Origin of the sequence: Gymnodinialimonas mytili (assembly GCF_037544085.1) — a bacterium.
Lineage (GTDB): Bacteria > Pseudomonadota > Alphaproteobacteria > Rhodobacterales > Rhodobacteraceae > Gymnodinialimonas > Gymnodinialimonas mytili.
In genome coordinates this window covers 178,205-191,075 of record NZ_JBBIFW010000004.1, presented here as the reverse complement: position 1 = coordinate 191,075, position 12,871 = coordinate 178,205, and the positions used below count along the sequence as shown (strand labels likewise).

Genomic DNA, 12,871 nt, shown 5'->3' with positions numbered 1-12,871 from the left:
GCCTGCTTTCTGTTGATTAGATGTCGGCGTCGGGATTGGCAGGCACGGTGGAGGCTCCGCCATTGGCAATCGCCCATTTGGCATTCGTCTTGATGCCGCCAAGCGGGAAGAAATGAATGCTTTCGATCAAGCTGTCGGGCGTGGCGGCTTTGTGGGCGGCCAGATCGGTCAGGATGGCATCGGGCTCGAACGGCACCAACAGTTTCGTGACGTCCTTGGCGCGTTTCTGCAGGACTGACAGAGAGGCGCCAACCCCGCAGGTGATGGCAAATTTGATCAGCGTTTGCAGCTTGGCAGGCCCCGCGATACCCAGATGGATCGGCAGGTCGATGCCTTCGGCTTTCAGGCGTTCGGCCCAGGTGATGGCGGTCTTGGCGTCGAACAGGAATTGCGTGGCCAGCGCCATCTGCGCATCGCTACGCTCTGCAAAGGCCTGTTTCCAGCGCAGGGCGTCCATCACGCCTTTGTCGCTGCCATCGGGATCGATATCGCGATTGCCCTCGGGATGGCCCGCCACATGCAGCCGGGTGAACCCCGCCTTGTCGAACAGCCCCGTCTCCAGCAATTGCATGGAGCTGTTGAACGTGCCGCGCGGCGTGTTAATGCCACCGGCCAAGACCAGGCCTTGGGTGACATCGGCCTCGCCCTGATAGCGGGCGATCCAGTCTGCCAAAGTGGCTTGATCGGGGATCGAACGGGCCGGGAAATGCGGCATCGGCTCGAACCCTTCGGCCCGCAGGCGTGCGGCAGTCGCCACCATGTCGTTGATCTCGGTGCCGTCGATATGGGCGATATAGACCCGCGTACCGGCGGGCAGCAGGGCCCGGAAATCTGCGACCTTCTCGGCGGTGCGCGGCATCACCTCGATCGAATACCCCTCAAGCAGGGCCTCAAGTCCGGTGGGCGTGCCCGATGGGTTGGGCGCTGGTTTGCGGAAGGACAGAAGCGACATGAATGTCTCCCAAAGGCTCAAGGGTCAGGCGGCTTTCGAAGGGTCACGCCCCTCGGCATCGATCAGCGCCTTCAGGCGCGTGGCATCATAGGCGGCATCCAGGGCTGCGGCCTCGGCGGCGGCTGCCTCTTTCAGATCGCCCTCAACCTCCCCCACAACCACGCGGCGCCATTCGGCGAGATAGGCGTCGTCATCCTTGGCGCCCACCTTCATGGCGACGCGGTCGATGGCTTGTTCGAACCGCTCAGGCAGGGGCGCTTTTGCCCCGCTGCGCCCTTTGCCGATGATCACCTGGGCAGGGATATCGCGCCAGTACACATGGGTGATCGCGGCCATGGGCATCTCCGTCATTCGTTGGCGCACGATGGATTCGGGCGCTTGGCTTCTGGGCAGAATAGGGCCGCATAGGGGCGGCGCCGGTTCTGTTTTCGACATGCCGCGCTGTCAAAGCGACCTGCCAGCGTCACGATATCGTGCTGTGGGGGCGTTTGGCCACGCCGCTGCAGACCCAAATCCTTCATCATCATCTTGAGGCGGCTTTGCGCGCCGTCGGGCTGAGCCGGTGCAATCTATTGTTTTGGCTGAACAACCGCGTTACGGTTGTGCAGGTCACGCTCAGCTTCGAAAGGTGCAAGCCAGATGGCGCCCAAGCCCCCCCATAGCGACGGACCATTTCCCCGTCCGGTGGCGCCGGTGGCCCCGAAGGCAGAGCCGGGCGCTCGCCCCCCGATCGAGCGGCGGGCAGTGGCCAAACCCAAGCAAGGCCCTGATCCCGACGATCTTTATGCGGCGCTGGATCTGGGCACGAATTCCTGCCGGATGCTGATTGCGCAGCCCAAGGGCAGCCAATTGCATGTGGTCGACAGCTTTTCCAAAAGCGTGCAATTGGGCCAGGGCCTGGAAGCGTCCAGCCGATTGGGCCGGGCTTCGATGGCACGCGCGGTGGGCGCGCTGAAGATCTGTCAGAAAAAGCTCAGCAAACATCGCGTGGAACGCGCACGCTTGGTGGCGACCGAAGCCTGTCGGCGCGCCACGAATGCGCGCGATTTCATCGCTTTGGTGAAGCGTGAAACCTCGCTGGAGCTGGAAATCATCCAGCCCGAGGAAGAGGCGCGGCTGGCCGTTGTCTCCTGCGCGCCCCTGGTCTCGACCCGGACCGAGCAATTGCTGGTGGTGGATATTGGCGGTGGCTCGACCGAACTGGTCTGGATCGACCTCAGCCGTGTGCCCAAGCTGGAACGGCCCCGGGCGATCATGCGGCTGCATCACGGCTTCGACAATGCCGATGATGTGTTTCCTCGCGCCAAGGTGGTGGATTGGATTTCCATCCCGTTGGGCGTGGCGACGCTGAAGGATATGTATAACGATGTGGCCGATGACGGCGCGCGCTTTGCATTGATGTCATGGTTCTTTGAAGAACAGCTTGCCGAGTTTTCGCCCTATATGGATGCCGCCGAGCAGACACGGGAAGGGTTCCAGATCATCGGGACATCGGGAACCGTGACCACCGTCGCCGCTTCGCATCTGGGTTTGCGGCGCTATGACCGCAACAAGGTCGATGGGTTGCGCATGACCTCCGACCAGATCGACACGGTGATCCAGGGCTACCTGTCGCTTGGGCCCGAGGGCCGCCGCCGCGATCCGCGGATCGGTCGCGACCGGCAGACGTTGATCATGTCCGGCGCCGCGATCCTGCAGGCGCTGCTGCGCGCTTGGCCGACGGATCGATTGAGCGTGGCCGATCGCGGCCTGCGCGAAGGTCTGCTCTATGCGCAGATGAGCCGGGACGGGGTGCTGGAGGACGGGCCGTATTGAGGATGCCGCATGACCTACGAAGTCACCGATCCGGTCCATAGCGAGGCCGAGATCCGCGCCGTTGTCGATGGGATTCATATCGCGCAACGCCACAAGGTGATTGATCATATCGATCACCATTGCCGGGCTTGGATCGCGCATTCACCATTTGTCGTGATGTCGACGGTCGACTCCAACGGTCGCGTCGATGCCTCGCCCAAGGGCGATCCGGCTGGCTTTGTGAAAGTGATCGATGACAAGACACTTGCGATTCCGGATCGTCCCGGAAATCATCTCTTCTTCGGGTTCCGCAACATCCTGCAGACCGGGCGGATCGGTCTTGTCTTCCTGGTGCCGAACCGAAATGAGGTCGTGCGCGTGAACGGCTCCGCCCAGATCGCGCGGGATTTGCCGCTGCGTGAGCGGATGGCGATCAAGGGCCGGGTCCCGGATTTTGCCGTGGTGGTGCATGTGGAAGAGGCATTCTATCATTGCGGCAAGGCAATCATCCGATCCGGTCTGTGGTCGCCGGACCTGGCCAGTTCCGTGGAGGCTTTGCCCACATATGCCGCCGCCATTCACGACCACGGTCAGCTTGACGTTCCGCTTGCAGATGTCGAGAAGCGGCTGAAGCATAATGATGAAAACCGGCTCTATGACGAATAGCGCCGCGTGAGGGCCCGAAATGGCAAAGAATACAAGCGGGCGCGGCCAGCGGGACCTGAAGGTCAAGGTGAAAACCGCAAGGGGGCGCAAGCTAAGCTCCACCCGGTGGCTGGAACGGCAGCTAAACGATCCCTATGTGGCCCGCGCCAAGCGCGAAGGCTATCGCGGACGCGCGGCGTTCAAGATCCTGGAATTGGACGACAAATACCGCTTTCTGGTGCCCGGTGCGCGCGTCGTTGATCTGGGTTGTGCGCCGGGCGGCTGGTGCCAGGTGGCCGCCCGGCGCGTGAATGCGCTGGGTGAGAAAAGCGGCAAGGCCATCGGGCGCATCATCGGGTTGGATCTGCAAGAGATGGAGCCGATTGCGGGCTGCGAACTCCATCAACTCGACTTTATGGAGGATGGCGCCGATGACAAGGTGAAGGCATGGCTCGGCGGCCCGGCAGATGTCGTGATGAGTGACATGGCCGCGAGCGCCTCGGGCCACAAACAAACCGACCATTTGCGCATCATCGCGCTCTGCGAAGCCGCCGCCGAGCTTGCTTTCGACGTCCTTGAACCTGGCGGCACATTCGTGGCCAAGGTTCTGGCCGGCGGCGCCGAGGGGACATTGCAACAAACCCTCAAACAACGCTTCAAAAAGGTCGCCAATGTCAAACCCGGCGCTTCGCGTCAGGACAGTTCCGAGAAATTCGTCGTCGCCACGGGTTTCAAAGGCTAATCCGGCAGCCCTTCTCATCTTGGCCAAAAACTCCGGGGGGCCGAAGGCGGGGGCGGCGCCCCCTCGACATCCGCCGCTTGTGCCGACCCGATCCAAATCTCCATGGCAAATTTTTCTCAAAAATTTGCCCCCGGCGACGCCGGAGGCGGCGCAAACCCTCCCGCACCGCCTCGCACAACATTTCGTCCTTGCTCCTCTGCTCACCCCATGGGATAGGGACGTGCCAACCGACATGCCCATTCAGGAGAGCGCTGATGGAGATTCGCGAGGCCCTTACCTTTGATGATGTTCTTCTGGTGCCGGGCGAAAGCTCGGTCCTGCCATCGGATGCCGATACCCGCACCCAGGTGACCAAGACCATCGCGCTGAACATCCCGCTGCTCAGTTCCGCGATGGATACCGTGACCGAGGCACGCATGGCGATTGCCATGGCCCAGGCCGGGGGCATGGGCGTCATTCACCGCAATCTCGATATCGAGACGCAAGCCCGCGAAGTGCGGCGCGTGAAACGCTTCGAAAGCGGGATCGTCTACAACCCCGTGACCCTCACCGCGGATCAGACGCTCGCCGATGCCAGGGCGCTGACCGAGCGCTATGGTTTTTCGGGTTTTCCGGTCATCGATGACCGTCGCCGAGTCCTGGGCATTGTGACGAACCGTGACATGCGGTTTGCCGAAGATGATACCACGCCGGTGCGGGTGATGATGACGGCGAAGGATCTGGCGGTCCTGCGTGAACCCGCGGATCGCGACGAGGCGATTTCCCTGATGAAGGCGCGGCGGATCGAAAAGCTCTTGGTGACCGACGGGCAGGGCGCCTTGACGGGGTTGTTGACCCTAAAGGATACCGAGCAGGCGGTTCTCAACCCGCAGGCCTGCAAAGATCCCTTGGGGCGCCTGCGTGTGGCGGCGGCCACAACGGTGGGTGATGCGGGCTTTGAGCGGTCCGAGGCGCTGGTCGATGCGGGCTGCGATTTGATTGTGATCGACACAGCCCATGGCCATTCCGAAGGCGTGGCGCGTGCGGTCGAGCGTGTGAAAAGCCTCTCGAATGAAGTGCAAGTCGTGGCTGGCAATGTGGCAACGGGTGAGGCGACACGCGCGTTGATCGATGCGGGCGCCGATGCGGTGAAAGTGGGGATTGGGCCGGGCTCGATCTGCACGACACGGATCGTGGCCGGTGTCGGTGTGCCACAACTCACAGCGATTTCCGATTGCGCAGAGGCCGCGGTGGCGTCAGGCACGCCCGTGATCGCCGATGGCGGCATCAAGTTTTCGGGCGATTTTGCCAAGGCCATCGCGGCGGGGGCCCACTGCGCCATGGTCGGCTCGATGATCGCGGGCACCGATGAGAGCCCCGGCGAGGTGATCCTGTTCCAGGGGCGTAGCTACAAAAGCTATCGCGGCATGGGATCCCTCGGCGCCATGGCGCGCGGATCGGCGGATCGCTATTTTCAAAAGGATGCGGCCAGCGACAAGCTTGTGCCCGAGGGGATCGAAGGTCAGGTGCCCTATAAGGGTTCGGCTGGTACGGTGATCCACCAGTTGATCGGCGGTTTGCGGGCCGCGATGGGCTATACCGGTTGCGGCACCGTCGATCAGATGCGCACCGGCTGCCAGTTCGTTCGGATCACGGGGTCTGGCCTCAAGGAAAGCCATGTCCATGACGTTCAGATCACGCGAGAGAGTCCAAATTATCGCGCTGGGTAAAAGCGTTATGGCGCGACCTTCAAGTGGTGTTCTGCGATGACACCCGCCGCGCGCTATGCTGCCGCGATCGAGGTGCTTGATCAGTGGATTGTGGGCCGCCCGCTAGAACAGGCGCTGACCCATTGGGCACGTGGCTCACGCTATGCCGGGTCGAAAGATCGCGCGGCGGTGCGCGATCATGTGTTCGATGCGGTGCGATGCCTCGGGCGATGCCGCGCTCTGGGCGGGTCCGGGACCGGGCGAGGTGTCATCCTTGGATTGCTCAAGTTGCAGGGGATTGCGCCCGAAAACGTGTTTAACGGTGAAGGCCATGCGCCGGCCGCGTTAACCACATCCGAACGGGACATGTCTGTCGACCCGCCGGATGCCATGGCTGATATTCCCAATTGGCTCCGGCCAAAACTCGCTGCACGCGCGCCTTCAGATGTGCAGGCTTTGGCAGCCTCTTTTGCCGAGCGCGCGCCTCTTTGGTTACGTGTGAATTTGCGTCGTGCAACATGCGCGGAGGCGGCAGAGAGCCTGATCGCCGAGGGGGTCGCGACCCGTCCTCATCCGACCCTGGTCACCGCGCTTGAGGTGACCGAGAATCCGCGTCGAATGCGCCAGACTGCAGCTTATGCAAATGGGTTGGTGGAGCCTCAAGACCTATCCGTGCAAGCGGCGATGGCGCGTGTCGATTGGCCAAAGCAGGGGCGCATCCTGGATTACTGCGCGGGCGGCGGCGGCAAGGCGCTGGCTTTGGCGGATCATAGCGAAGCGGTGATTTTTGCCCATGATATCAATGTGAAACGTATGGCTGATCTGGCGCCTAGGGCAGCACGAGCGGGGGTTGCGATTACAACAATTGCGCCCGATGACGTGATGCAAGAGGTCCCATACGACGCGGTTTTGGTGGACGCGCCGTGTTCGGGCAGCGGTACGTGGCGGCGCGATCCCGAAGCGAAATGGCGCCTGACCGCGGATCGGCTTGACGAGCTTGTTGCGTTACAGGCGGATATTTTAGCCAAGGCGGCGGAGTTGGTCGCTGCGGATGGGATGCTGATCTACATGACATGCTCATTGTTTCACGTTGAAAACGAAGATCAAGTCGACGCGTTTCTGGCCGCCCATCCCGAATGGCGCCGGATGGCCCAGCACTGCGATACCATGCTAACTGCGTCCGATGGGTTTTTCAGCGCGACGCTCTCTCGTGTTTAACAAATCGTAAATTCCAACAGTCTTAAGGTTAATTTAACCTATATGGTGCCACCTAGGGGAAAACGGATGCTTTGGTTTGGCATCCGCACTGAAGGAGGTGTTGGGGCATTGAGTGTTGAGGCTGCTGAACGCAGTGTTGCCGATACACGTGAGGGGAAACCGTTTCTCCAATCCGTTTTGCTGCTGGTCTTGGGCGGCGTGGCGGGTTTGGCGTCTTGGTTTGCGCCCAATGACGTGGTGCGTCTGGGGCTTTATGCGGCCGCGGGCGGATGTTTTGGGGCCGCGGCGCTGGTGGCCGCGCGTGATGTATGGCGCTTGGGCCGCAAACGGGCCAGTTTTCGATCTGCATTTTCCCTGATCGAACATGACCCGGCGCCGAGTTTTTGCACCGACGATACCGGGCTGATCGTACTGCAAAACCAGGCCGCCGAACGCCGGTTCGGCCAACGCGCGGGCATGTCGGTGCCGCGCGCTGTGGCAGGGGTGCTGCCCAACGCATCGGCGGTTGTCTTCCGCCACGAAACTGCCTTGGCGCAGCGAGCCTCTGCCCATGAGGTGATTGTGACGCCGCGCGGCACCGTGCGTTTGTCAGCGCAGCGCCTCTTCGGCGGCGTGTTGTGGCGCCTGGACGATATCGGTGATGGTCATCTGCGCACCGGCGAATGGATCGGATTGCCGATGATGGTCGCCAGCCACAACGATACCATCCTGTCGATGAATGCCGCGATGCGCGATGTGCTCGGGCGCCGTGCGACCGTGCTGGACGACGTGTTTCCCAACCAACCCTTGGTGGCCGGGCGGCGTACCAGCTTGGCTGGGGCTGACGGGCCGGTCGAAGTTGTTCCGATCATTGTCTCTTCGCGGGATGGTCGACGCGAGATTTATGCCGTGCCCGGAATGGCCGAGCCGTCGGCGGCCTCGGTGAATGCGCGCGCTTTCGAGACATTGCCCGTGGCGCTGCTGCATATCGGCCATGATGGAGAGGTCTTGGCCTCCAACGCCCATGCCCAGAAACTGCTGGGCATTGACGCGGATACGACCGGGCCTCTGTCGCGTTTTGTCGAGAATCTCGGTCGCTCGGTCAACGATTGGGTCGCCGACACGCTGGCCGAGCGCGTTCCCCATCGGGCCGAAGTGGCGCGGGCTAAATTGCGCAAGGATGAGACATTTCTTCAAATCTCGCTCAGCCGGATCCTTGACGGGGCGGGGCCGTCGCTGGTGGCGGTTCTGCACGATGCAACCGAGTTGAAAACGCTGGAACAGCAATTCGTCCAGAGCCAGAAGATGCAGGCAATTGGCGAACTTGCCGGGGGCGTTGCCCATGACTTCAACAACCTGCTGACGGCCATCACAGGCCATTGTGACCTGCTGCTGCTGCGCCACGATCAGGGTGCGCCGGATTATGCGGATCTGGTTCAAATCAACCAAAACGCCAACCGGGCAGCCAGTTTGGTGGGCCAGTTGCTGGCCTTTTCGCGCAAACAAACATTGGAGCCCGAGGTCATCGATCTGCGCGATACGGTCGGTGAGTTGACCCATCTGCTGAACCGTCTTGTCGGAGAGCGTATCCGCCTGACGCTTGCAAATGATCCCGGGCTGCAACCGATCCGTGCCGACCGGCGGCAATTGGATCAGGTGATCATGAACCTGGTCGTGAATGCGCGCGATGCGATGCCGAACGGTGGTGAGATCAAGTTGGAAACCAAGATGGTGCGTCTGGCAGAGCCCATGCAGCGCGATCAGGCGGTGGTCCCGCCGGGGCAATACGTCACGATCGAAGTGGAGGATCACGGCCACGGCATCCCGCCCGACAAGATCAACCGCATTTTCGAGCCGTTCTTCACCACCAAACGCACCGGTGAGGGAACGGGCCTTGGCCTGTCGATGGCTTACGGCATCATCAAACAAACCGGCGGCTACATTTTCGTCGACAGCGTGGTGGGCGAGGGAACCACATTTACCATCTATATCCCCGCCCATGACGTGAGCGAAGATGAGTTGGCTGCGCCGCCCGCAGAGCCGATGGCGCCGGTATCGGACCCGGCCGAGGCGGCAGAAGACGAGGATGCAACCCCGGGCGTGGTTCTTCTGGTGGAGGACGAAGCCCCTGTGCGCGCCTTTGCCTCGCGCGCATTGCGTTTGAAGGGGTATACCGTGCTTGAGGCTGGCAGTGCCGAGGAAGCTTTGGACACTCTGTCTGATGCCAGTGTTGCGGTTGATCTGTTTGTGACCGATGTCGTGATGCCGGGCATGGATGGGCCAACTTGGGTGCGCGAAGCGCTGGCGGACCGCCCGAGCACCAAAGTGGTCTTCGTGTCAGGCTATGCCGAAGATGCGTTCGAAGAGGGAAAGATTGGCATTCCGGGTTCAGCCTTCTTGCCCAAACCTTTCTCATTGGTGGATCTGACCGAGACCGTGCGCGCACAGCTTGAATCGCATTAAGAACAGATGCGAACCACATGATCCCACAGCAAAAATTCCTCCTCGGCGTCCGCGCGCATCCGATCCAAGACAGGGCTACTGAGCGGCTGGTGTCGGTCGGGCGACACGTTTCGCATCGGCAGTGAGATTTCTTGACCCAATCGCGCGCCCAGAAATGCCATCAACTCGTCTATCCGGTCGTAGCGGAACAAATGGTCCACCCCTGTTCGACCCTCTGACCAATCCACGAAACGCGATTGTCGCCCGATCTGGGCGAAATCCGGTTGGTTGTCATCCAACCATCCCTCAACAAAGGCATCGAACGTGACATGTTGCGTCGAAACTGGTGTTCCAAACAATTCAGGACGCGCGCGGTAGCGGTGCCAACTGCGCAGCCAGTCAACAGGCTCACGGATGACGGCGGCCAATTCCATCGCAGGGCCTTGATCCGTTTCGAAAAAGTCGCGCACCTCGTGATTGTAAACCCGCACCGAGCAATGCTTGTGTTCGGGCGGATCCATAATCGCAATATCGGCATGTTGGTTCAGCGCAGTCTCCAGCGCGGTTGTCCCGGTTTTTGGCACTGCGAGCAGGACCAAACAGGCTTCTTTGAACACCAACATGGCCGACCCTTCATCTTTTCCGCAAACGCGTAACCGATTGTTAACGCCTTACGGAGAATTATCGCAATGGATCAGATTTAACTTGAATTGTTCTCGTTTTGTTTGCTAACCCGACTGCAGAACAAGAGGTGAACATGAGCATGCCGGACAGGGTTTCGTTCCCTATACCGGCCCCATTGCCGCCACGCCCCGCGGCATGACATAAGGAGCCAAATCCATGGCAACGGCGAACCTTCTCGACATGACAGATCGCAAATCCGCAGACAAACAAAAGGCGCTCGACAGCGCATTGGCCCAAATCGAACGGCAGTTCGGCAAAGGGTCGATCATGAAGTTGGGCGGCGAAAACGCTGTTCAAGAGATCGAGTCGACTTCGACCGGCTCGCTGGGGCTCGATATCGCTTTGGGCATTGGTGGCCTGCCGAAGGGGCGGATCATTGAAATTTACGGGCCAGAAAGCTCGGGTAAGACGACGCTGACCCTCCATGCTGTGGCTGAAGAACAGAAAAAAGGCGGTGTCTGTGCCTTTGTCGACGCCGAACACGCGCTTGACCCGCAATATGCCAAGAAGCTTGGCGTAAATCTTGATGAGCTGCTGATCTCGCAGCCCGATACCGGCGAACAGGCGCTTGAAATCGTCGATACGCTGGTGCGCTCGGGCGCGGTGAACCTGGTCGTGGTCGATTCCGTGGCCGCCTTGACCCCAAAGTCCGAACTTGAGGGCGATATGGGCGACAGCTCCGTCGGCGTCCATGCGCGCCTGATGAGCCAGGCGATGCGCAAGCTGACCGGCTCCATCAACCGCAGCGGTTGCATGGTAATCTTCATCAACCAGATCCGCATGAAGATCGGTGTCATGTTCGGCTCGCCTGAAACCACAACCGGCGGCAATGCGTTGAAATTCTATTCTTCCGTGCGGCTCGATATCCGCCGTATCGGCGCTTTGAAGGACCGTGACGAAGTGGTCGGTAACGCCACCCGGGTGAAGGTCGTGAAGAACAAGGTTGCGCCGCCGTTCAAGCAGGTGGAATTCGACATTATGTATGGCGAAGGCATCTCCAAAACCGGCGAATTGCTCGATCTGGGCGTGAAGGCCGGTGTGGTGGAAAAATCCGGGTCCTGGTTCAGCTACGGCGATGAGCGGATCGGGCAGGGGCGTGAGAACGCGAAGACCTTCCTGAAAGAACACGCCGACATCGCTTATCAAATCGAAGACAAGATCCGCGCCGCCCATGGCCTGGATTTTGAGATGGAGCGCGACGACGAAGACATTGTCGACGACGCCTGACCCGATCTCACGATCCGGTCATGTCACCGGGTCGTGACCGCGCGGCGGCAAAAAATCTGCAAGCTTCCTGGCAAGATCCGGCGCCATCGCGGCGCCGGTCACGCTTCTGGGGAGGTTTTCATGTCGATCACACGCCGCACGTTTTTATCCGCCACTGCCGCAACCACGGCTTTGGGGCCGCAGGCCGTTTTGGCCCAAGCGGAAGAATCCACGCTCCTTGCGCATCTCAACGGATTGCTGACGCGCAACCCGATCACCACGCTGGAAAACCTCGCCGCGATCCGGAACCAAAGTGATCTGAGCCTGGCCACGTCACTGATCTTTGCCTCACGCTTTGCCCGCGGTGACCCGGGCGCGTTCGACTCCGTGCTCGCCTCGCTGACCGGTGCCGACCACGCCGGATGGTTCGAATGGATGTTGTGGCAGGAACAGAACCCGCAGATTGCCTCTCACCTCGTTTACTACGAGTTCAAGCGGCAGACGCTGTTCCGCATCGATCCCAACTGGGAACGGTTCCTGCTGCCGCAATATGTTGCGCCCGATTCCATGCGGATTCGCTTTGAAGAGCTGACCTGGGGTGGTGTGGTGCTTGATGGCATTCCGTCGCTCGACAATCCCGACCTGATCACCGCTGATGAGGCGAGCTATCTGCTGGAGGATGATCTCGTCTTCGGCGTCTCGATCAACGGCGATACGCGCGCTTATCCCCTTCGGATCATGGGGTGGCACGAGATGTTCAATGAGGTGATCGGCGGCGTGCCGGTCGCGCTGGCCTATTGCACGCTTTGCGGTGCCGGGATCCTGTTCGAGACGCAATTGCCCAGCCGCGAAGATCCGCTTGTGTTTGGCTCTTCGGGGTTTCTCTATCGTTCCAATAAGCTGATGTTTGATCGTCAGACGGATTCGCTGTGGAATCAATTCACCGGCCAGCCCGTCTCAGGCCCATTGGTCGATAGCGGTATCGAATTGGCGCAGCGCCCCGTCGTGATCACCGAATGGTCGCGGTGGCGCGCCGACAATCCCGATACGCGGGTTCTGTCGGTGAATACCGGATTTGCCCGCGATTACGGGCCGGGCGTGGTCTATCGCGACTACTTCGCCTCCGACGATCTGATGTTCCCCACGCTGGTCGATGAAACCGAGCATCGCCAGAAAAGCTATGTCTTCGGCGTCCGTCTCGCCGGTGGCGCAAAGGCCTATCCGCTGGAGGCTTTCGAGGGCGGGCGCGTCATCAACGATCAGGTCGGGTTCCACAATCTGGTTCTGGTCGGGGACGCCGCGTCGCGCAGCGTGCGTGCTTATGACCGGGGGGATCTGGAATTCGGCCAGGATCTGAGTGCAGATGGTGTTACCTGGACCCAGACCGAAGACGCGCTGGTGGCCCCCGATGGACGGCGGGCGCCGCGCGTCGCGGGCCATATCTCCTACTGGTTCGCCTGGCAGGGCTATCTGGGGTCCGAGGCCGATCTTTGGCGCGAATAATCTCGCGCCCTGTGGACA

At 60.9% G+C, this 12,871-nt stretch carries 11 protein-coding genes; 8 read left to right on the top strand and 3 right to left on the bottom strand.

Annotated elements, in window-relative coordinates; translation table 11 throughout:
• Window positions 1-16 precede the first annotated feature (16 nt).
• Window positions 17-952, bottom strand: a complete 936-nt coding sequence (locus V8J82_RS17350) for a methylenetetrahydrofolate reductase (RefSeq protein ID WP_339977038.1) — start codon at window positions 950-952, stop codon at window positions 17-19.
• Window positions 953-976: 24 nt separating this feature from the next.
• On the bottom strand, window positions 977-1,288 hold the full coding sequence (locus V8J82_RS17345; protein WP_339977036.1) for a virulence factor: 312 nt from the start codon (window positions 1,286-1,288) through the stop codon (window positions 977-979).
• A 303-nt stretch (window positions 1,289-1,591) separates the two neighbouring features.
• Between V8J82_RS17345 and V8J82_RS17340 the strand changes: the two genes are divergently transcribed.
• The 6 genes from V8J82_RS17340 (at window position 1,592) to V8J82_RS17315 (ending at window position 9,481) form a co-directional block, all read left to right on the top strand.
• Window positions 1,592-2,767, top strand: a complete 1,176-nt coding sequence (locus V8J82_RS17340) for a Ppx/GppA phosphatase family protein (RefSeq protein WP_339977034.1) — start codon at window positions 1,592-1,594, stop codon at window positions 2,765-2,767.
• Between the two features lie 9 nt (window positions 2,768-2,776).
• Window positions 2,777-3,412: a pyridoxamine 5'-phosphate oxidase family protein gene (locus V8J82_RS17335; protein ID WP_339977032.1), complete on the top strand. Its 636-nt coding sequence runs from the start codon at window positions 2,777-2,779 to the stop codon at window positions 3,410-3,412.
• 19 nt (window positions 3,413-3,431) lie between these two features.
• On the top strand, window positions 3,432-4,133 hold the full coding sequence (locus tag V8J82_RS17330; RefSeq protein ID WP_339977030.1) for an RlmE family RNA methyltransferase: 702 nt from the start codon (window positions 3,432-3,434) through the stop codon (window positions 4,131-4,133).
• A 254-nt stretch (window positions 4,134-4,387) separates the two neighbouring features.
• Entirely contained in the window at window positions 4,388-5,842 is a 1,455-nt protein-coding gene (gene guaB / locus V8J82_RS17325) for an IMP dehydrogenase (protein ID WP_339977028.1), read from the top strand.
• 36 nt (window positions 5,843-5,878) lie between these two features.
• Window positions 5,879-7,039, top strand: coding sequence for an RsmB/NOP family class I SAM-dependent RNA methyltransferase (locus V8J82_RS17320; protein ID WP_339977026.1), 1,161 nt, complete (start codon window positions 5,879-5,881; stop codon window positions 7,037-7,039).
• A gap of 66 nt (window positions 7,040-7,105) precedes the next feature.
• Window positions 7,106-9,481 carry a hybrid sensor histidine kinase/response regulator gene (locus V8J82_RS17315; protein WP_339977024.1) on the top strand — a complete coding sequence of 792 codons (2,376 nt, stop codon included), beginning with the start codon at window positions 7,106-7,108 and terminating at the stop codon, window positions 9,479-9,481.
• On the opposite strand, the gene V8J82_RS17310 is transcribed toward V8J82_RS17315, so the two are convergent.
• Entirely contained in the window at window positions 9,478-10,083 is a 606-nt protein-coding gene (locus tag V8J82_RS17310; protein WP_339977022.1) for a sulfotransferase family protein, read from the bottom strand. The two genes, V8J82_RS17315 and V8J82_RS17310, sit on opposite strands and share 4 nt — an antisense overlap.
• A 217-nt stretch (window positions 10,084-10,300) precedes the next feature.
• Here V8J82_RS17310 and recA point away from each other — a divergent pair, with 217 nt between their 5' ends.
• Window positions 10,301-11,371 carry a recombinase RecA gene (gene recA, locus V8J82_RS17305; RefSeq protein WP_339977020.1) on the top strand — a complete coding sequence of 357 codons (1,071 nt, stop codon included), beginning with the start codon at window positions 10,301-10,303 and terminating at the stop codon, window positions 11,369-11,371.
• Window positions 11,372-11,491: 120 nt separating this feature from the next.
• A complete protein-coding gene (locus V8J82_RS17300) occupies window positions 11,492-12,853 on the top strand; it encodes a DUF3179 domain-containing protein (protein WP_339977018.1) in 1,362 nt (453 codons plus the stop codon).
• Window positions 12,854-12,871 lie beyond the last annotated feature (18 nt).

What these genes read in the sequence shown, in the direction of transcription:
- V8J82_RS17350 (WP_339977038.1), bottom strand. Translation starts at nt 952, where the DNA reads ATGTCGCTTCTGTCCTTCCGCAAACCAGCGCCCAACCCATCGGGCACG.
- V8J82_RS17345 (WP_339977036.1), bottom strand. Translation starts at nt 1,288, where the DNA reads ATGGCCGCGATCACCCATGTGTACTGGCGCGATATCCCTGCCCAGGTG.
- V8J82_RS17340 (WP_339977034.1), top strand. Translation starts at nt 1,592, where the DNA reads ATGGCGCCCAAGCCCCCCCATAGCGACGGACCATTTCCCCGTCCGGTG.
- V8J82_RS17335 (WP_339977032.1), top strand. Translation starts at nt 2,777, where the DNA reads ATGACCTACGAAGTCACCGATCCGGTCCATAGCGAGGCCGAGATCCGC.
- V8J82_RS17330 (WP_339977030.1), top strand. Translation starts at nt 3,432, where the DNA reads ATGGCAAAGAATACAAGCGGGCGCGGCCAGCGGGACCTGAAGGTCAAG.
- guaB (WP_339977028.1), top strand. Translation starts at nt 4,388, where the DNA reads ATGGAGATTCGCGAGGCCCTTACCTTTGATGATGTTCTTCTGGTGCCG.
- V8J82_RS17320 (WP_339977026.1), top strand. Translation starts at nt 5,879, where the DNA reads ATGACACCCGCCGCGCGCTATGCTGCCGCGATCGAGGTGCTTGATCAG.
- V8J82_RS17315 (WP_339977024.1), top strand. Translation starts at nt 7,106, where the DNA reads ATGCTTTGGTTTGGCATCCGCACTGAAGGAGGTGTTGGGGCATTGAGT.
- V8J82_RS17310 (WP_339977022.1), bottom strand. Translation starts at nt 10,083, where the DNA reads ATGTTGGTGTTCAAAGAAGCCTGTTTGGTCCTGCTCGCAGTGCCAAAA.
- recA (WP_339977020.1), top strand. Translation starts at nt 10,301, where the DNA reads ATGGCAACGGCGAACCTTCTCGACATGACAGATCGCAAATCCGCAGAC.
- V8J82_RS17300 (WP_339977018.1), top strand. Translation starts at nt 11,492, where the DNA reads ATGTCGATCACACGCCGCACGTTTTTATCCGCCACTGCCGCAACCACG.